We start from the raw sequence: 21,624 nt of genomic DNA, 5'->3' as shown, positions 1-21,624 counted from the left end.
TATTACTTTAAATCAAATAGACATTTTATCAGCTTTTCTATTTTTTCGTTATCAACTGAATATGTGATTTCAGTTCCATTTCTTTCACCCTTAATAATACCTGCTGATTTCATCTTTGATATATGTTGAGAAATAGTTGACTGAGGTACTCCCAAACAAGAATACATATTCGTCACATTTTTGGGTCCGTTTTCAATTAACCCTTTTACTATACACAATCTAACTGGATGAGAAATAGCTTTCAAAACCTCTGCATATGCCTCATACTCTTCCATTGAACTACTATTTAACATTAATATCCTCCATATTTTTATATTTAAATACCTTATTTTTCAATTGATTGTTAGCCTTTTTTCCACGCTATAAAATATTAAAATGACAATTTTCATTTTTACTGAAGCTTGTATTCTATATTTAATTGACATAATCACAGAAAAACATTTCATAATCCGTATATTTATATATTACGATATTTAAATATTTATGTCAACTCTTTTTTAATATGATTTTTATTATTTTTTTCTTATCTCGGTCACAATTCTCCAAGCTCTATACATTATCAAGAGCCACCCTACTATTGTAACCGAATAGAAAACATATTTGGACCAAATTGGTCTTTGTTTTTCTTTATTAATTTTGTCATCAATTTGTTTTGTAATTTCTTTTTTCTCGCTCTTATCTTCCACTCTTTCACAGTTTACTAGCATCCTATATGGGCTTGGCGGTCTAATCGGATGGCATGATAATATTGTCAACATATCCTTATCTTTTATCGGCTTTAGCTTTTCCCATTGAGATGGACTTATTATTTCAATATCTTTAACCTCATACGTCAATAGATCTCCATTTCTATCAATAAACACCTTGTCGCCAGGTTTTACCTTTCCCAAATTCAAAAGCATTATTCCTCTATACCACCCTCTATGACCTGCAATCACACTTCGTCTGTCTTTTCCGCCAGTTGGTAGTGAAGTTCCGTAAATATGAGCCACACCCTTATCCAAGTTGTCATAGGTTGCATCCAATCTAATAGGATACTTAACATCTATAGATGGTATCAACAAATATCCAAAAATCTGGTCTTTTTTCCAGTCTTTTATTTGATAGTCACTCTTGTAATCATCAGCTACAAAAGGGTCTACTAAGCCATAACCATCTACGACAGATTCGTCATATTTTATAAAAGCTTTTGCGATATTGTTTTTTTCAAAGCTTTCCTTGCTATACTGCTTCTGATATTTTTTGTATTCTAATGATGATGTTAGGTCTTTTATAGTTATCTGAGTAAATGCCTGTAGTGGAATACAGATACCTACTATTATAAGTAAATGCCCTATTATTTTCTTTATCTTCATTTTCATCAAACCTCTCTTTTGACTACACTTTTATTTTTGATTTTGATATCATTGGATTTCAGCCATCTATTAAACAAATAAAGTATCAAAAGCACTAAAAAAATCATAACCACAATAAATACATATAAGTTTTTCAGCCATACAAATGGCACAACTTCATCAATAGTTTTTTTAGGTGCAACATATGGAACTCTGTGACCTGTAACCAATAGCCTATGTGAATTTATCATATAAGGTGTACAAGTAAGCAGTGTCGCATTATCACTTCCTGGAGAAACTAAAATTGGATCAAAATCAGATGGGTTAACTGTAATAACTCTATCTACCTTATATGCAAGTATATCCCTGACATTATGAATGTAGAAAATATCGCCCTTTTTTAACCTATCAATATATCTAAACATTGTTGCACTAGGAAGACCTCTATGTGCTGTTATTACCGTATGCGTACTAGAACCACCAACAGGCAAGGATGTCCCCTCCATATGCCCTGCTCCTTTCTGAAGCACTTCCTCATTAGTTCCTGCATAAATTGGCAATTTTTGCTTTATCTTTGGAATATGAACATAACCTATTTTTTCATGAACCTCAAGCATTCTGGCATATTCTGCGATGCCTTCTTTCTGCTTTTTTCTATATGGATCAGCGAAGCTCGTAGGCTTAAGCGATGAATTGTATGCCTTTGCCAGTTCAATTTTTTTGTTGATTTCTATTTCATCCAGCTTCTTTCTAGTCGTTTCAAAATCCTCTATCTCTTGAGTAGATTCAACACTATAGTACATCTGAGATATAATGGGATATATTGCTATCAAAAATCCAAATATAAAAATCACACCAAACACAATTTTTTGGTCTACCTCATACTTCCATATTTTCATCATCTTCTTTTTAGATTTATTTTTTGTTTTTCTGCTTTTTCGATTGACATTCCTTTTAACACTCATTTTTCTATTTAGAATTTTCATATTTCCATCCTACTTCCATTACTTTTACGATAAGCTACGTATATCTTTATTGCAATAAGCTTCACCTATAATCTGTCACTTTTTGATTTTTCATGTGCTCAATCGACTCCTATATAGGCTTATATAATGACAATAGTACATTATTGCAATTATATAAACCTATATAGGGCCGGTGAATTCCAGCCCTATATAATGTACTTTTTATTGATTTTCATTTATTTTGTTGTCTATGTTTATTTATTTTATTGTTTATATTTATTTATTAATTTATTGTTTTATTGACTGCATTAATTTCATAATTTATAATAAATCTATTCTATATCGATTTACATCTTAATTCACTCAGTTACCTTGCCTTCTTTTTTGTTTTTCTATATAGCCACAATGCCATTAAAAATATCAATAGAATAAATCCGGCAACCTTTAACCAGAAAATCAGCTTGTTATTCCTGTTCATAGAAACAAACTCATTTGGATTATATGGTACTCTATGCCCTCTCACCAGTAACCTGTGAGTATTTATCATTATTGGTGTACAAGTGAGAAGCGTTGCCTGATCTCTATTTGAATCTATTAGCAAATCGCTGAAGTTCGAAGGTTCAACTGTCTTTATCCGATCGACCTCGTAAGCAAGTACCTGAGATAAATTATGTATGAAAAATTTATCTCCCATCTTCAATTTTGATAGATCCGTAAAAAGCTTGGCGGTCGGAAGCCCTGAATGAGCTGTTATAACTGTATGAGTGCTAGCTCCACCGACTGGAAGAGATGTTCCTTCCAAATGACCTGCACCTTTTTGAAGAACTTCCTCATTAGTTCCCGCATAGATAGGTATATCAACATCAAGCTTAGGTATTTCTATATGTCCCATCTGCTCGTTGATTTCCAGCATACGACCGTACTCTTTTCTACCCGCCTCCAACTTTTTTTTTACATATGGATCTGTTGAGATAAGATTGATTAACGATTTGTTATAGGCACGAGCCAAATCAATTCTGTTTTTTATTTCATCTGCCGTCAGCTCTTTCTTTTTATTATCAAAAGACTTCACTTGTTGTGTAGACTCCACTCTATAATAAAAGCGTGACACCAGCGGATACGATAAAACCAACAGCCCCAATATAAATATAATTATAAAGGGCCATTGTTTTTTCTTCCTTTTTCTTGTTTTTTTTATTGTATGTTTTGTATTTTCGCTCATCTTCTTCACTTTTTCTCGAAACAACATATCAAAGTCAGCGTATCTCGATAATATATTTTAGTAGCTTTCTTTTTTATCTCTAAGAAGTAAATGACCCAATGATGCCACAAGCACGCCTCCTATGGTAAGTAATAGTAGCATTATGTCCCCTGTCTTTGGTATTGATATTTTGCCATCACTAGCACCACTGCCACTTCCATCATTTCTCGAATCATGTTGTTTACCTCCACCATAGTCTGTGTCGATTTTATTTTTAATCATTAATACATCATCTTGACTATAATCTCCACCTACTTTAAACTCTATCGGAGACGATAATTGAAGGTATCCCGTCGGAGCCTTTACCTCAAATAAGTAGTACGTGCCTTGTGTTAGTCCATCTACAATGAATTCACCATTTTCATCTGATGAAACTACATACTGCACTCCATTTTTTAAGACAGCTTTGTAAGAGTCTCCTGATTTCTCCTCAATTCTAAATATTGCACCTTTAAGACGCTTACTTGTATTTTCGAAATCAACCTTTACAAACCTATTACCTTTTGTAATTCTTGGCTTGTATACAGACTTACTGTAAATGTCTAATTCACTTGTGGAATTTCTACTTGTGACTATTACAAAGCTCGATACAATAGATTTGACTTGCTCATCAGAAATATTTTCCCTTACATAGTAGGTTGCACCTTTTTTTAATGCTTGCTTGATATGTCCATTCTTATCAGAATTATTCGATTTAAAAGGCTGACCATATTTTTCTGTCAGTTCATTATTTTTTAACTTCTCCAGCTTACTGGCAATATAAAATTTTTGTTTGTCTATTTCCTCTTTCGTACCCTCTATATGATTGTCGATCTTCCAAATAAGAAGGCTCCTATTTTCAAGCCTTCTGTATTTTTCATTTGTCGAAGCATCAGCAATAATAGTATCACCATCCGCTTTGGCTGTACTATCCAACAGCTCTTTGGCCAGATATATATTAACAATTGTTTGATCACTGTCACTACCAGCTGGCCCGTAGAGTGTTGTATTTGCAGAAGCTGAGGATAAAGTCAATACAAAGCCTAGAACAAATACGAAAGCTATCTTTATTAATTTTTTAAAATGCTTTTTCATAATATTTTCTCCGGCTTTTCTTTTGATTAATCTTCTTTAGAGTTTCTCTTTATTGCATATGCGGCAAATCCCATAAGAGCAAGACCTGCAACAGCAAATATTATAGTACCTATACCACCAGTTTGTGGAATAGTTATTTTTTTATTCTTTATTTGAGTTGCATCACCTGTATTTGCGTTTCCTTCCAACGGCTCTCCTTCTATATAGTTGATATTTCCATTTGTGTTAAATGATGTTGGAGATACTTCGAATTCTTGCGGTTCTTTTTGGTCTGCATATCCTTCAGGAGACTTTACTTCTATATATTTATACTTTCCATAGGCAAGGCCATATACACCCCATTGACCTTTCTCATTTGTGATAAATTTGTGTGCGTCATTTTCTGAATCAACCCATTTCCATTGAATAGCGGCAGTTTTTGCAGCTTCATTTCTTGCTAGTTTTAATTTTTCTATTTCCTCAGGAGATTCTGGTTTTTTTACTGCATTTTGATATTTTGTTTCTGCAAGAACTAAGGCCTGTTGGTTAGCATCAACAATTTCTTTATCAAATTTTGCCAAATACTTATTTCCCTCAGAGTTAGTTATTACGAACTCAGCACCATTTAATCTTTGCTTTCCATCTTCATTTGTCTTTACAAATTTCTTTCCACCTGTTCTTACAATCACAGGTTCTGGAGTTATTGGTTCAGGATTATCATTTTTCTTATTGACAATCACTAACTTACCATCTTCTTGTACAGCATAGTTTGGAACCCATCCTTTTACCTCTGTTTCCACAACTCTATATTGCTTATTGCCATCTAATCCTGTCCATTTTTCTGAAGTCTTACTGCTCATTAACGTTTTGGTTTGTTCTGACAAATTGTCCCACTTATTCCCAATAGGATCATATACTTGCAAATTTAACCTAATTTCAAGTCCATTAGGCCAGGAAATCTTATCATTAGATGCTAGTGGTCCGTTAGTAAATGATTTCTCTACTGTTATTTCTCCGTTCTTTGGTGTCACTGGTGGTGGATTATTGTCACCAGGTTCTGGTGTATAACCCGGATTATTACCATAGTGTAATGTGTTAGTGTTTTGCAATGGATTGCTTATAATAGCTTTGCTGTTTACATTTGCTGAATACTTTAATGTCAATGTAACCTCAATATTCTGACCTCTAATCGCCTCTCCTTGACCCTTTATTTTAAAGTTAGAATCGTTTGGAGCTGTTTTCTGAGCTAATTTTTTCAAACCTGAATCATTTAATTCGAGTATAAAACTATCATCAGTGTAAGTAATACTAAAGTCAGTGTTTTCTTCGAAACTCAACCCTTGATCTGAAGTTAGTTTTATATCCTTATTTAAGGTTAATCCATTTGATAATTTATCTGACCAAGTTAATTTGTTATATGTAGAACCAGCAGATATTTTTGATGTAACAACATAGGGAACTTTATCACCTATTTTTACAGTTTGCTTATCTACAGACTCGGTAGGAATATTATCAATATTTGCAGTACTATCTTTATCTAATTCTTTTTTATGATCTGGTTTCCCAGTTTCTGTATTTTTAGGATAAACATGAACATTTTTTTGAATTCCATTTTGGTTGACTAAAGGTAGAGTTATTTCCACAGGAACTGCTTTCATCGCAGAAAGTGTTGCTCCATCATTTCCAACATATGTAGAAAATTCTCTTACTTCCACTATTCTATATTCTGTTGGCTTATCCTGTGGTAAAATTGACACACTAAATTCAGCTCCACTACCTGTAGTCAATTTTCCAAAAGCATTTTTTACATCGTCCGTTGGTTGAAGTTTACCCTCACTTACTTCTGGATTTTCTTTACCCTTAATATACTTCCAAGTATCTCCATCCTTAAATTGCCATGCAAAATAAACATTAGCTATTTCTTTGGAATTTCCACCAAAATATCCTGTGATATTTTTTATCTCCATTCCATCATATGCAGTACCATCTATACCTTTTTTACCTGGAAACACTGCTTCATTGCCTGATTCACTTACTTTATTCATATCTGCTGTAGATTGAAGTATCTTATGAAGCGTTACTGTTTCTGTTTTCGTCGCTTTTTCCTCAGCAGCGTATAAGCTCGGAGCCAAAACTCCAACAACCATTACCAATGACAGAATCAATGATAACATCCTTTTAATTTTTTTCATTTCTTTCTCCTTTTCATCGTTCAAACATCACTATGCACTTTATATTCAGTTGCATATTTATTTCAAATCAGAGGCACATCAATTAATAATTCATTGTAAAAAGCCTATTTTTTATATGCCTTTTCCATTGAAAATTCATTTGGCTTTCTAATTTGCTTAAAAGTCTCATATTTTTTAAAAGTCTCGCACCCCAAGTTTTATTGGGGTGTCGAAACTTCGATATACAATCGCATATCAATACTTTCTTAAATAATATATATATATATATTGTATTACTTCGTAGTTAATAATCAGACTTCCTTTTTCTCAATCCATACACTGCAAGAAGCATGACTCCAAGCCCTAATCCAATATATGGAACACTTCCTATTCCGCCAGTTTGCGGGTATGTAGCTTTGAAATTTTCTACGTCCAGCTCATATGTAGGAATTGTAGTTGAAGCATTTGCGGCTGTTTTAAGAAGCTCTTTTTTTATTTGACTCGCACCGATATCAATAACTGGTATTATTGGATTTTCAGTTTTAATTCTACCTTGATCATCCAATTCTACTTTATATATCTTGTCATCCTCCACCAAGAATGGTCCAATATCTTCTGGAATTCTCGCATACTCCAACGGTGCACTGACCTCTCGTATCCAATATAGACCCTCTTCTAGTTGCTCAAACTTGGCAACTCCTTGAGCATCAGTTGTCAATATTTCTCCTACCTTGTCTTTTTCTTCCACTGGCAAATATGATCCATTTTCACTTTTTGTTGCCTTATAAAGTTCGAATTCTGCACCAGCAAGCTTCTTTTCTTTTTCATCGGCATCTATTTTAGTGACTTGAAGATCTGGCTTCTTGAAGTTTTCAATCTCTATTTCTTGATCGTTGGTAATTAGCTTACCATCTGGTCCATGAATTCCATCTTCATTTACAGTATAAGGTCCCATAAAGTAGTCTGGTTTTTGATAGCCATCTTTAGGTTCAATCTCTTTGATATAGTATTTTATCTCAGGGAACTTCTCATATCTCTGTCGCATCTTATCGAATACAATTTTACCCTCATCGTTTGTGGTTCTTGTGACAGGTGTCAAATCGTCAGTATTCTCGGCTCCGACCAGCTTTCCTTCCTTTGCAGATCTCAAATAAAGAGTTTTACCATTTTTCAACCTACCTTCTACTTCCTTAATATTTTCATCAACTTCATAATAAAGACCAAATTTAACTCCATCCAATATTTTTTTATTATCTGAATTATCTACTTTCTTAAAAACAAGTTTATTCGGACTGTTAACCACCTGTATTCCAATCGCCTTGCTTGTCGCTTCATCTCCATCTTCCACATCTACAATCTCATCGGTTTTAGTCAAATTACCTTTGTTATAAATTTCTGTTCCTGTGGTATCTTCATCACTTGCATATTTTTTAATCCATGAAATAAATGATGTTTTTTTGCCGTTTCCATCCTGAGTGGATTCTACTTTGAATGTGTAGTGACCACCGAATCTAACGTAGCCTAATGGAGCACGCTCTTCTACAATTTTGTATTCACCTTCTTTTAGCTGCTTAAATACACCATGAGAACCAGATTTATAGTATATCTCTGGATATGGATTTGGCTCACTATATGAGTTATTATCTTTCTTATATATCTTGAAAGTAGCACCTGACAATGCATCCAATCCACCATTGGAATTTTTCTCTACTTTCTTTATTCCAATCTCGGCTGTTTTTTCTTTATAGTTGGCTACATCAAGGCTTTCATTTCCACTAAGCAGTACTTTTCCATCTTCTTGAACTATTATTCTTTTTTTGTCCTTATATGGCAAATAGCCCGATGGTGCTGATATTTCTTCCAAATAGTATGTTCCTGCTCTTAATGCTCCCAACTCAATTTTACCGTCTTGCCCAGAAGTATACTCTCTATTTTGTTCTACCTCTGTATTTTCATCGTCTTTATAAAGTCTGAATTTCGCTCCTGACAGTGCCAGATTGCTATCTCCATCTATCTTTTTTAGCATTACTTCCACAATTGTCGGCTCATTTAGAATTGTTTTAAAGTCTTCTGTTATTTCTCCACCGTCTTTTTTCCTGATAACTCCATCTTCCCCTACAACAAATTCTCTAACAGGGTTTTCTGGCTTTTTGTATCCCACTGGAGGATGAAGCTCTACCAATTTATATGAACCTGGATGAAGCTTTTTAAATTCTAGTTTACCCTCAGTATCAGTATGTATTTCGCTAATAAAGCTTTCGTCATTCTTTAACAATTGGAACTTCACATTAGACAATGTTTTTCCGTTTTTCGAGTCCTTTTTTACAAAGGATATTTCGTTAATATTGTTTATAACATCTTGCTTTACTCTTTCTCTGTTGATAATTGTAGAAGAGTACCCATTTCCTTCATAGAGAATTGTATACGCCCCATCTGGATTGACTTCTAGGATTCTGTATTCATATACATTTCCGTCTTTATCAAAAGGAATAAGATTTTTGTATTCAATCTTCCAATCTGGAGCATTTACTTCCTTCGGCATCGGATTTTCAATTTGTCTTCCAAGAGCGTCATATTCTGGTACATTTTTATACTCACTATCGTCCTGCCCAACCAATTTTCTTTGTAGCTGGACTTGTACAGGCTTGGTCTTTTCTGGCACAGTTCCGTCTGCCTTCTGCCACTGCTTGGATAACTCCATAGGAACCATTGGTCCTGAAATTTTTGGTATCGGAAGCTGCCATTTTTTGTCATAATCACCATTTGGTTGCAACGTAGTCGGTCCATTAGTTTCATACATTGTTCCTTGAACATATTTCGGATTTTCTGTATTTAAATGAACCTTATATGTAAGCTCGATTTCTTGGTCTTTACCTATATTTAGATTACCTAACTCAATGCCCCTAGTTTTTATTGTGCTTCCATTTTTTTCATAGCTCATTTCTTTAATGCTTGTAGAAATCATGTTCATAATTTCTATAGGAATTTTTTTGCTACCAACATCTTTTATGGAAGTGACTATTGGCTCATTTTCTGCCAGTGTTACCATTTCTCCCATTGGGTCAATTAGCTTTCCATTGTTTACCGTCGGTGGATTCTGTTCTTCCAATTCAGTTAAAATTTGCTTCAAATATACATCCAAATAGTCTAGATTCTGAGCATCAAAGTAGTGATCCTTTGATGATGATATCCCAAACATAACCTCAAGGGCATCCAAACGTGTGGCATCTGGATTTTGAGTTCCTGTAATATTCGAACTTCCAATTTGTATACCTAATGTGTACATTTGATAGCCTTCTTTTTGAATTTGTCCACCAGATTCAATAGTTGCATATCCATGATTTTTTATAAGCTTATAGCCGTATCCATTGTTTGGTAAAGGCTCATCAACCATTACATTTCTATAACCACTTGTATCTATCCAACGACCCCAACTATCATAATATCCTGAGTTAACCCATCTATTTTCTGTGTGAGCGCTTCGTACAATGGAGTTATTTTTATAATAATATTTCGTACCATTTGATTTGGCATAATCGGCATTACTATCATATGATTTGGTCTTATCTTCAACCCAGTAGTCAGAATAATAAGCCTGTTCTGGCTGCTGATAGTTTGTAAGACCTCCACTGTTATAAGTATAAGGTTGAATAAATCTATTCCCTGTACCAGTCTTAGTTGTATCAAATACATATTTGCCATTCTCATCGATATATTTTATAAGATTCGAGTAGGTCGGCACACCATCTGTTACTGTAAGAATAACCTTGTTGTCAAAGCTTTCTTTCTTCAGTAATTCTTTTGCCTTTTCTATCGCACCCTGTGTATACGTACCACCAAGACCACTGACATTTCTTTCCGTTGGAATTTTTTGCGGAAGTTTATTAATTATATTATCTGGATTATTGGTAAATGGATTACTCTCATTATAAGTACTATATTCAGGAAATAATTCTGAACCATAGGTTACCAATGCCACTTTTGTTTCTTCATTTCCTGTCGAAACCAGCTGCTTTGTAAAATTTGAAATGGCTTGATTCGCCTGTGATAGCCTGTCTGCATTATTCGTATTCTTTCTCATAGAGTTTGAGTTATCATATACAATAACGACTCCCAGATTAGACTTCGTTCTATTCCCCTTAACTCTTACGTGAACCGTATATTCTCCTGGTTTTCCAGTTGGAACAATATATTTATTTACACCAGCAACTTCGTTAAGTGCCAAGCTTTTATAGGAACCATCAAATGTATAAAGTCCTTTTGTATCTGTTGGATTTATATACTTTTCCTTGAATCCTGTAAAATTTTCTTGTTCACCTGTGTATTCATATACTTTATCAGGTGCAGAATATAACTCTTTATGGTATTTCGAATCTATCTTTTGTATATTTACATATTCTCCAGATTCTGAATCATTTCCACCTGTAGACTCTCTCGTAACGGAATTTTCTACGTTTGCAGCTCTTACAGATTCCAAATCAGATGCTGGCATTATACCTAATAAGCTCATCGGTTTATGAAAACTATCTGTAATAAACTCCGAGCTGAGACTTCTAAATAACGAACGTCTCGCACTACCCGTTATAGCTGCCGGCTTCACGATATTATTTTCATTGCTTTTTTTATTTGTAACATCTGTTATTTTTGTAATCCCTTCTCCATCTACATAAACTTGCCAAATAGTATTTGCCTTTACATAACCAGGCGAAGGCTTTGTTTCTTCAAGTCTATAATAGCCCTCTTTTAAGTCTTTGAAAAATACTCGTCCGTCTTCCTCTGAGGTTACAGTTTGAGAAACCTCATTTGATGACCAAAACTTATCCCAATTTGACACCGGATCAACCTTATCGTTCGTTCCGCCAACCCAATATAGAGTAAAGGTAGAGCCCTTCAGAGGTTTATTACCTCCTCCATCAAGCGTTTCATCTCCTGCTCTTTTAAAGATATCAAGTTCACCCTTGTGGTTGATTCTCTTGTTTTCAATCTGCCATTTATTATCTTGGTTATCTTTTTTTACCGTATTGCTATCATTACCTAAATAATCAACACTTCCATCATAGTTTATCCTGAAAGGTCCAATTAAATCTCTCGCTTTTTCATATCCATTAGGTGATGATAATTCTTTTAGCCAATAATATGTGCTTCTGGAATTACCCTTCTTATCATCGAAGTCTCTTTGAAGGTTTTGAAAAAGAATTTCACCATCTGCATTAGTTATAAACTTTTTATTTGTCGTTATCGCCTTAGTTGAATTATTTTCTGACGACTTATAAAGCTCAAACTGTGCACCCTGCAGACCTACAGTCGCTGTTGTAAATTTGCCATCACTTCCATAGGTTCTTTTTTCCCCGACCTTCTTCATCTCCAATTTGGCATCTTCCTTAAAATTGATAACAGTAACTGCCATTTCCGTCTGCTTCCCATGAATTATGGGTCTTGCAGATGGCGATGCTAACGCCTGACGTTCTCTCTGACTATAGTTATTCAACCAAGAAAAAGAAGTGTCTCCTATTTTATAAAAAGTGCTTTTATTCAATCCATCAGCCTTATCAAAATCAAACTTGATATTATATGTCAACTTTATCCAAGCGCCTTTGTCTTTCGTTGTAAAGTTTAGATTTTCAACATTTATTTTGTCTGCATTCGCATCATAACTAATTTTTGAACCGGTTAATATTTTGTCCTTTGCAAATGGTTCCCCTCCGGAAACGAAGCTTTCACTATTCGGATTTTCGATATAGAGGAAGGAACCATCAGATGCTGTCAGTGAATAGTCCTCACGAGCAAATCCACTATCAACTCCCAAATCAACATTAAAGACATCTCCCATTTGGTCCTCAATTTTTCCACTGTTTATGGTTTGATTTGGATCCACTTTTACCATAACCTCTACTTTATAAGTATTTGCAGACAATCTATCTATAATTCTCTTACTAACAGTTCCCTTTTTTGTAGAAAGTAATCCACTATCTTTAAATTCAGCCTCATAATCTCTTGGATTTCTTACCAAATCAGAATATAGAGACTCATAAGGGTCTGGAAACTCTCCAGAAATTCTGGTATTTCCATCCGTTTTTATTTCCATCGGAAAATCTGGGCTTGTTATAAATGCCTGATCCTGCTCATCAACATTTATCGTAAATTGCCAATATGTTGATGGAGGCTTGTATCCATCAGGTGTTTTGGTTTCTTCTATAGTATAGTGTCCCTTTGGCAATTGCTTAAACTCAAAATTAGATAGATTTTCTCCATCTATCTCCCAAGTTTTTCCAGTATCACTCGTTATTTTAAATTTTGCACCTGTTAAGTTATCACCATTTTCGTTTACCTTTTTTATAGTAAAGTCTACAGGTTTATAGAGTGGGTCACCACTAAATTCAGACGAACCCAACTGATTAGAATATGATGTCACTTTGGAAAATGTTCCAGTATATCCTTGTGAATTTCTTGTGCTAAATGATGCACTCAAAGATATTGGCTTGCCCAAATCATCTATTGAACCAGTAACTTTAAGCACATATCTGTTATTATTATAAAGATAATTGCCAAAATAAGCATTCACCGCACCATTTGTAACACTTAAATTCGCCATATTATTAAGTGAATACAGGTATGCTGGCGAATATATATTCAATGAGTAAGGATAATAAGCCTCGTACAGCTCCACCTTTGTATTTTTATTTATAACAGCACTACTATTTTCATCGGTCGGTCTAATAGTTAGCGAACTCTCATATAATCCAAGTCCATTAGGATTTAAATGAATATATTGAGTAAATGTTTTGTTATCCCTATCCACATCAACCACAACCGATTTAAAAATCGTATTTCCGTTATTATCGTCAGCCCTTTCATTTGTATTAGTATAATAATCGCTATATGTTGTATTTAGATACTTTCCTGCTACTTCGAACTCGCCTACATAAACATGATCCCCAGCAGTAACATAATATGGATTTAAATTAAATGGTTGTTTCAATGTTCCTTTCACATTTCTATGGTTATCCATATATGATGTAAAAACATATGTTATAGTTCTCGTATTTTCATCATATTTTGCCTGTGCGACAACTTCTCCATCCTTTGTCTTTAGATCCAGTACATTAGAACTCTTTACAATAGATTGCGGCGATAAAACACTTGGTATTCTAATTGCAAAATAATCACCAGACTTTATACTGTTTTCAAATTGAAAAGATAAGTTCAATAGGTATGTATCACTTTCAGTGTTGGCAGTAATACTGATTCTATTGTAAGTTCCAATTGGATTATTGTTTGTAAATGTAATTTTACCACTTACGTCATCACCCGTGGCTTCGACATTTGTGGACCTAGTCGACAACATCGGAGCTGAAAATGATGACAACGCTGTGTTTGTTGAAAAAGCTCTTATAAAATCCTCTGAAATATTTCCTGAATTGGCATAGTTCATAGGATCCAAAATATCCAATTCTGACAACAGGCTTCTATTTAAACCAAAACGGTTATTAACTGTACTTCTATTTTCTTCCGGCGTATCTTTATCCGTCACTCTATCCACCGTTGGCAATTCAACCTTTTCATCATCGTCAATTTTTATATTTGTTTTCTCAATGGTATCAAAAATTATATTTATAATTTCTATGGATTTTGCATCCCCTATTTCTATATCTTCAACAGACATATTATTGTTTAAATCAAATATTTGTGATACCTTCACGGCTTCCGTTGAAGATAATTTTTCAGCTTCACTATTGAAAATATATTTAATCTGATTAGATTCACTTTCATAATGCCCCTCTGCAATCGAAATATCTTTATCATCGATAGAAACCTTTAAATCTCGGATTTCTTCCTTGTTTGCCAATAGTTTTGATATATCAACTGTTACAAAGTCACCAGCCTTTATTCCTTCTACAGTGTTAAACTCAAAAGAAAGTTCAAATCTAAAAGATTCTCCCCTGCCATTTGCAGCTAATGGCTCAAACTTATAATTTGCATATGTCAGCTTTTTATTTAAGTTTTGACCAACATCCATTTCCGCAATCGGTTCAGCTAAGTTTTCGTCACCATTTTTTATAATCGCATCATTATTACTGGCGTCTACACTTTCATCATTATTTTCTGCACCTCGATTTACTTCATAATTCCCCTCAATACTCGTGCGTATAACATCATCGGCCAACAATGAATTTATTGGAATACTAGTAAATAGAAGAATAATTGCCAAAAATAACGTTACGATTTTTTTTATTCGTTTCATATTTCTCTCCTTGTATAAATTTAGTACATTTTTTAATTTATCTTCTATTATTTTTTATCTTTTTAAATTAATAAGAATCTATAATCATAAGATTAGAAAATGCATTTATTAAATTTAATAATTACTTTGAATATCACTTTATCATATTAAAACAAAAAAGTAAATAATAAAGATTTTTTTAACCATTATTAGGTTTATATTTAAAAAATATTTATTTTTTTATTAGATTCCTATAAAAATATTAATAATTTTTTATATTTTTCATTTTAATATCCTTATATATTTTTATAACAAATTCTAACCATTTGATATTATTATGTTTTATAGTAACCCCTATTTATAGAATTTTAAAATAATTAGTTTTTCTAAATAACTAATACACTACAATAAATTGTTAAATAAATATTTTCATGCTTATATTTTTTGAAAACGTTACAAATAACTAGTTGATACCGAGAACATCATCTCAAATATTTTTCCATAAACTTATATCATAAAATAATTTAAAACAATTATCTATAAACAAAAAAGCTATTGACGAAATTCGTCAATAGCTTTTTTAGACTAATTTTATTTATTTTTTACAAGGCAATAATATTTTATGGAAAATATCATTAACTTGAGGAAGGCTTATTAACCACAAATCAAATTTTCAAGAACATCATTTGGTGGCACGATAGGGAATACATCATAGTCGGTATTCACTTCACATTCCACAAATAAAGGTCCCTCAAAATTATACTCATCAATCACTCTTTTCAACTCCACCAAATTATCTACCCTAACTGAATCAATCCCAAACGAGTTTGCCAAATTTGTATAGTCGATCGTTCTATTGATGTCGGTTTCAGAATATCTCTTATCTGAAAATAGTTTTTGCCACTGTCTAACCATTCCAAGAGTATGATTATTAAATAGTAGAATCAAAATCGGTACATTGTATTCTCTAACAGTGGCAAGCTCATTTAAATTCATTCTGAAGCTTCCATCACCAGTTACCAACACAGTTTTTTTATCTTTATTACCAACGGCAGTCCCTATCGCAGCACCAAGTCCAAATCCCATAGTACCTAGTCCACCAGATGTAATAAAGCTTCTAGTTGGTTTAAATTGCCAATGTTGTGCAGCCCACATCTGGTGCTGTCCCACATCTGTCACCAAAACATTGCTTCCTTTTAAATCGACAGACTCATTTACCACCTTCAAAATATTTTGTGGATGAAAATCATTTATGTCTATCCTATTTTTATCTTCAAAGGTTGAAATAGTATGCTTCCATTCAGAATGGTCTAAATTTGGACATACCCTTGTCAATTCCGACAAGATTTCTCTACAGTTTCCGACCAAAGATAGGTCGCATCTTATATTTTTTCCAACCTCGCTTCTATCCAACTCTATATGAATAATTTTTGCATTTGCCCCAAAGGCAGAGCATAGTCCAGTTCCTCTATCGCTAAATCTGACACCAACGCCTATTATCAAGTCAGCATTTGCTACTGCCAGATTACATTCTTTAAAGCCATGCATTCCCATCAGACCAAGAGATAACTCATCTTTTATGTCAAAGGTTCCAAGCCCCATCAACGTATTTACAACTGGAATATCACATTTTTTTGCAAACTCAAAAAGCTCACATTCGGCATTACTACTCTTCACGCCGCCACCAGAATAAATAATTGGCTTCTCGCTTTTCTCTATCAGTTTTATTGCACTGGCGATATTACCTTTTAAATTATCATCTTTTTTAAATTCAAAATTTCTATTGTCAATTTCGTCTAATCTTTCGTCATCAAATGGATCAAAATCAATTTCGCTAGTAAATAAATCTTTTGGAATATCAATTAACACCGGTCCTTTTCTACCACTTTGGGCGACTCTAAAGGCTTCCTTTATCGTAGGAGCAATATCCCGTACATTTCTCAGTAAATAATTATGCTTTGTCACTGATAGTGCTATTCCCGTTATATCTATCTCCTGAAATGAATCTCTCCCTAGCATTGTAGTACCAACTTGTCCACTTATCATAACCATCGGAGTTGAATCGAGATATGCCGTAGCCAACCCAGTGATTGCATTAGTTGCACCAGGTCCTGACGTTGTAATACACACTCCTGTTTTCCCTGTGCTTCTGGCATAGGCATCTGCTGCGTGCACCAGACCCTGTTCATGAGAAGTTCTAATGTGAAAAAAATCTGCTCTATAGTCATATAGAGCGTCGTACAGTGGTATTACTGCTCCTCCAGGATACCCAAATAGAGTATCAACTCCTTCTTTTTTTAAACATTCCAATACTAATTGTGCTCCATTCATACTCAATTCTCCTATCTACAAATCGCCCCCTCTGCTGCAGATGAAACCAGTTTAACATACTTACTCAGATATCCATCTACTTCCTTTTTCTTTGGCGAAAAATTATTTTTTCTATTATTATATTCAGCTTCGTCAATCTCTACATTTATCTCAGAGTCTTCCAAATCAATGATGACCTTATCTCCATTTTTAATCAAACCAATCATACCACCTTCATAGGCTTCAGGTGATATATGACCTATACAAAATCCCCTACTTCCACCAGAAAACCTTCCATCAGTCAATAGACATACATCTCTATCCAAATCCATCCCTGAAAGTACCGAAGTAGGAGTCAACATCTCTCTCATTCCAGGACCACCCTTTGGTCCTTCATATCTAATAACGACCACATCACCTTTTACTATCTCTTTTGATAAAATAGCACTTACTGCCTCTTCCTCAGAGTCGAATACCTTTGCAAATCCTTCAAACTTCTTTATGCTAGAATCAACTGCTGATTTCTTTATTACTGCACCATTCGGCGCCAAATTTCCTCTTAATACCTTTATGCCTCCATCTTTTGAATATGGATTATCATAATCTCTAATTACTCTGTCTGACTTCTTGTCAACCAAGGTTTCACCTAGTGATTTCCCATAAACCGTCATAACCTCTTTATTAATTACTCCAAGCTTACTCAATTCGTTCATCACAGCCTTTACTCCACCCTCTTCTTCAAGATCCTGCATATAGTGACCTCCAGCTGGACTTAGCTTACACAAGTTCGGAGTTTTTTTACTTACTTCATTTATGATATCTAAATTCAATTCTACCTTCGCTTCATGCGCTATTGCGGGCAAATGTAAAACAGTATTGGTAGAGCATCCCAAAGCCATATCTACAGCTAGTGAATTTCTAAAAGCTTTCTCTGTCATAATATCTCTAGGTTTTATATCATTTTTCAACAGTTCCATTACCTGCATACCAGCCAATTTCGCCAGTCTTTTTCTCGCTGAATAAACAGCAGGAATACTCGCATTGCCATTTAACGCCATTCCAAGTGCTTCAGTCATACAATTCATTGAATTTGCTGTAAACATTCCAGAACATGATCCACAAGTCGGACAAGCATTATTTTCAAGTCCAAGTAAATCTTCTTCGCACATTTGTCCATTTGTCACCTTTCCAACAGCTTCAAAAACTGTAGTCAAATCCACATTTTTGTCTTGATATCTACCTGCCAACATAGGTCCACCACTTATTACTATAGTGGGAATATTGACTCTCGCCGCTGCCATCAGCATACCTGGAACAACCTTATCACAACTAGGTATTAAAACTAATGCATCAAGGCTATGCGCTCTAGCCATCACCTCAATACTGTCACATATTATCTCCCTGCTGACAAGTGAATATTTCATTCCTTCATGATTCATGGAAATTCCATCGCAAACTGCAATAGAAGGAAATTCCAGAGGTGTTCCTCCAGAAATCAAAACACCTCGTTTTACTGCTTCAGTTATTTCTCTAAGATTAACGTGTCCTGGTACAATCTCATTGAAGGAATTTACTATCCCCACAAACGGTTTATTTATTTCTTCATCTGTCAGCCCACTAGCCTTTAATAAAGACCTGTGTGGAGCTTTTGTCAATCCTTGCTTTGCCAATGAACTTTTCATACTCAAAACCTCTTACTTTTTATTTAAAAAACTCATCATACTACGTAACTCTTTACCAACCTGAGTAACCTCTGAGTCCTTTGCTTCTTCTCTAAATCTATTGAAATTCACTCTACCATTTTCATTTTCTGCTATCCATTCTCTTGCAAACTTCCCATTTTGTATATCATCAAGTACTGCCCTCATAGAAGCCTTAACATGGTCATCTATTACTCTTGCTCCAGATACATAATCTCCATATTCTGCAGTATCACTGATAGAATATCTCATTCCTTCAAAACCACCTGCATACAACAAATCTATTACCAGCTTCATTTCATGAAGACATTCAAAATATGCTACTTCTTTCTGATAACCAGCTGCAACCAATGTTTCAAAGCCAGCTTTCATCAAAGCATTTACACCACCACATAGTACAGCCTGTTCTCCAAATAAATCAGTTTCAGTCTCCTCTTTAAATGTAGTTTCAAGCACTCCAGCTCTTGTTGCACCAATTCCTTTTGCATACTCCAATACGAATTTTTCTGCATTTTTACTATGGTTATTATGAACTGCAAACACTGCCGGAACTCCACTTCCAGATTCAAATACACTTCTTACCAAATGTCCTGGACCTTTTGGAGCGACCATCACAACATCTACAAAGTCAGGAGGAACTATCTGACCAAAATGGATATTGAATCCGTGAGCAAATACCAATGTCTGACCTTCTCTCAAATTCGGTTCGACATCCTTATCATAAACTGCCTTTTGCTTTTCATCAGGTAGCAGCATTACTACAACATCGCTATTTTTAACTCCATCTGCAACATTGAATACTTCGAATCCATCTTTTTCTGCCTTTTCTTTTGACTTGCTTCCCTCATATAGTGCCACACATACATTCACTCCACTATCTCTCAAATTCTGTGCATGTGCATGACCTTGACTTCCATACCCTACCACACAAACTTTTGAATTTAACATACTTTCAACATTTACATCTTTATCATAAAACAATTTTGCCATTTTTATTCTCTCCTTTATTTTTTATCAATATTTTCTTATTTTTATAAATATTCTCACTATTGTTCCTGTAATTTTTTCAGACTTTATCCTGTTCTTATTTAATATTAGTTTCGCTAATAAACTGCCGACAATACTGGTTTAACTTCAAGTGTTACGTCTGACACATCATACATTTTTTCCAGGTGGTTTAGAATTGATTTTGAGCTAGACTCATCTTCATTTACCGTCATCTGCATCATGTTATCTTCTAAGGATAAACTGATGTTTTTCAACTTAAACTCTCTTCTTCTAAGTGTCATCGACACTCTCATAAAAGAATCCATACCTTGTGTCAATCTCGCATACAATGTTGTTTCCATTTTAATACCTCCAAATACTTCAAATTTTTTAAGAAGATAGAAATATTTCTCATCGGATATTTGTGTAGGACAATTTTTTTTAATAAAAAAACTTTCGCCATAATATATCCAAAGGACATATAAGGACGAAAGCATATTCGCGGTACCACCTTACTTGTGAAATAAATTCACCTCTCATCAGATCGGATAATAGTATTATCTTAATCTTATCCCTATAACGTGGGAATACGGCTATACTTACTAATAATTGTTCGGTACAACAGCTACGAAGTGATCATTACCTATTTACATCTGTGCCATCTCTCATCATTTAGGCTTGCTGTATCAGACTACAAAAATAGCTTTGTCTTCGTCATTGCTTTTCTTATCTTCTTGTATGAAATGATTATACACACTTTAAAATATAATGTCAACAATTTTTAGAAAATTTTTATTCTTTTAAAAATAATGATAACGTTTTATTAATTTTAAGTCTTTTATGTTTATTGATTTAATTAACATAATCATTGTCTAATAAATTAAATATTTTTTTGTTTGTTCATGTAATTCCTATGTGATATAATATATAATTAATAGTAAAAAATATTTGGAGGTATAAATGGACATCGAGAAGAGAAAATGGGAAATTATGTTCGACGAGACAAAGCTTAGAGAACGTATTAATGAATTGGGAGAGCAAATAAAATTTGATTACATAGATAAAAATTTACTAATTATCTCACTTTTAAAGGGAAGCTTTATTTTCTGTGCAGATTTGGTAAGATGTATTGATATAAAAACTCTAAGAGTCAATTTCATGACTACATCTAGCTATGGTGATGCCGAAGAATCATCTGGAAAGGTAAAGGTTCAAGCAGACATTACATTATCTGATATATCAGATTATGATGTTTTGATTGTTGATGACATTGCTGATACTGCAAACACAATGGTACATGTTGTAAATCACATCAGCAAAAAAAATCCAAAAAGCTTAAAAACTTGTGTATTGCTTGATAAGCCTAGCAGAAGAGAGGTCGAATTCGTTCCTGATTATTGTGGCTTCGAAATAGAGGATAAATTCGTTGTAGGCTATGGATTTGATTTCCAGGATAGATATAGAAATGTTCCTTATATTTTTAATGTAACTGAGGAGCTTAAATAAAATGTATAGAATTATAATATATAGAATGTGCTTAAGATAAGCATAAAACATATACTAAATAGACATAAAATATATATAGCGTATATAAAATAAACATAAAACATGTTTTCAACAAA

General features: G+C 33.9%; 12 protein-coding genes and 1 other annotated feature. Of the genes, 1 reads left to right on the top strand and 11 read right to left on the bottom strand.

Annotation, left to right across the window (positions count from 1 at the left end):
- Nucleotides 1–2: 2 nt before the first annotated feature.
- The 11 genes from FYJ71_RS00870 to FYJ71_RS00820 form a co-directional block, all read right to left on the bottom strand.
- A complete protein-coding gene (locus tag FYJ71_RS00870; RefSeq protein ID WP_154536965.1) occupies nucleotides 3–293 on the bottom strand; it encodes an ArsR/SmtB family transcription factor in 291 nt (96 codons plus the stop codon).
- 219 nt (nucleotides 294–512) lie between these two features.
- Nucleotides 513–1,355, bottom strand: a complete 843-nt coding sequence (locus FYJ71_RS00865) for a class C sortase (RefSeq protein ID WP_195836868.1) — start codon at nucleotides 1,353–1,355, stop codon at nucleotides 513–515.
- Between the two features lie 5 nt (nucleotides 1,356–1,360).
- On the bottom strand, nucleotides 1,361–2,320 hold the full coding sequence (locus tag FYJ71_RS00860) for a class C sortase (protein ID WP_235899030.1): 960 nt from the start codon (nucleotides 2,318–2,320) through the stop codon (nucleotides 1,361–1,363).
- A 346-nt stretch (nucleotides 2,321–2,666) separates the two neighbouring features.
- Complete coding sequence (locus FYJ71_RS00855; RefSeq protein WP_154536963.1) at nucleotides 2,667–3,521, bottom strand: class C sortase; 855 nt, start codon at nucleotides 3,519–3,521, stop codon at nucleotides 2,667–2,669.
- A 57-nt stretch (nucleotides 3,522–3,578) separates the two neighbouring features.
- The gene (locus FYJ71_RS00850) at nucleotides 3,579–4,634 is read right to left on the bottom strand and encodes a prealbumin-like fold domain-containing protein (protein ID WP_154536962.1); all 1,056 of its coding nucleotides are present in this window, start codon (nucleotides 4,632–4,634) and stop codon (nucleotides 3,579–3,581) included.
- Nucleotides 4,635–4,660: 26 nt separating this feature from the next.
- Nucleotides 4,661–6,805 carry a pilin N-terminal domain-containing protein gene (locus tag FYJ71_RS00845; protein WP_154536961.1) on the bottom strand — a complete coding sequence of 715 codons (2,145 nt, stop codon included), beginning with the start codon at nucleotides 6,803–6,805 and terminating at the stop codon, nucleotides 4,661–4,663.
- Between the two features lie 283 nt (nucleotides 6,806–7,088).
- Entirely contained in the window at nucleotides 7,089–15,026 is a 7,938-nt protein-coding gene (locus FYJ71_RS00840; protein WP_154536960.1) for a SpaA isopeptide-forming pilin-related protein, read from the bottom strand.
- A 633-nt stretch (nucleotides 15,027–15,659) separates the two neighbouring features.
- Nucleotides 15,660–17,336 carry a biosynthetic-type acetolactate synthase large subunit gene (ilvB, locus tag FYJ71_RS00835; RefSeq protein WP_154536959.1) on the bottom strand — a complete coding sequence of 559 codons (1,677 nt, stop codon included), beginning with the start codon at nucleotides 17,334–17,336 and terminating at the stop codon, nucleotides 15,660–15,662.
- 11 nt (nucleotides 17,337–17,347) lie between these two features.
- A complete protein-coding gene (gene ilvD / locus FYJ71_RS00830) occupies nucleotides 17,348–18,997 on the bottom strand; it encodes a dihydroxy-acid dehydratase (protein WP_154536958.1) in 1,650 nt (549 codons plus the stop codon).
- Nucleotides 18,998–19,009: 12 nt separating this feature from the next.
- On the bottom strand, nucleotides 19,010–20,005 hold the full coding sequence (gene ilvC / locus FYJ71_RS00825; RefSeq protein ID WP_154536957.1) for a ketol-acid reductoisomerase: 996 nt from the start codon (nucleotides 20,003–20,005) through the stop codon (nucleotides 19,010–19,012).
- A 113-nt stretch (nucleotides 20,006–20,118) separates the two neighbouring features.
- Complete coding sequence (locus tag FYJ71_RS00820; RefSeq protein ID WP_091993029.1) at nucleotides 20,119–20,364, bottom strand: ACT domain-containing protein; 246 nt, start codon at nucleotides 20,362–20,364, stop codon at nucleotides 20,119–20,121.
- A 118-nt stretch (nucleotides 20,365–20,482) separates the two neighbouring features.
- Nucleotides 20,483–20,729, bottom strand: a binding site (T-box leader).
- Nucleotides 20,730–20,962: 233 nt separating this feature from the next.
- Here FYJ71_RS00820 and hpt point away from each other — a divergent pair.
- Complete coding sequence (hpt, locus tag FYJ71_RS00815) at nucleotides 20,963–21,508, top strand: hypoxanthine phosphoribosyltransferase (protein ID WP_154536956.1); 546 nt, start codon at nucleotides 20,963–20,965, stop codon at nucleotides 21,506–21,508.
- Nucleotides 21,509–21,624 lie beyond the last annotated feature (116 nt).

The organism is Peptostreptococcus porci (assembly GCF_009695815.1).
GTDB lineage: Bacteria > Bacillota > Clostridia > Peptostreptococcales > Peptostreptococcaceae > Peptostreptococcus > Peptostreptococcus porci.
The sequence above is the reverse complement of the archived record's forward strand: the minus strand, read 5'-3'. Positions and strand labels throughout refer to the sequence as shown.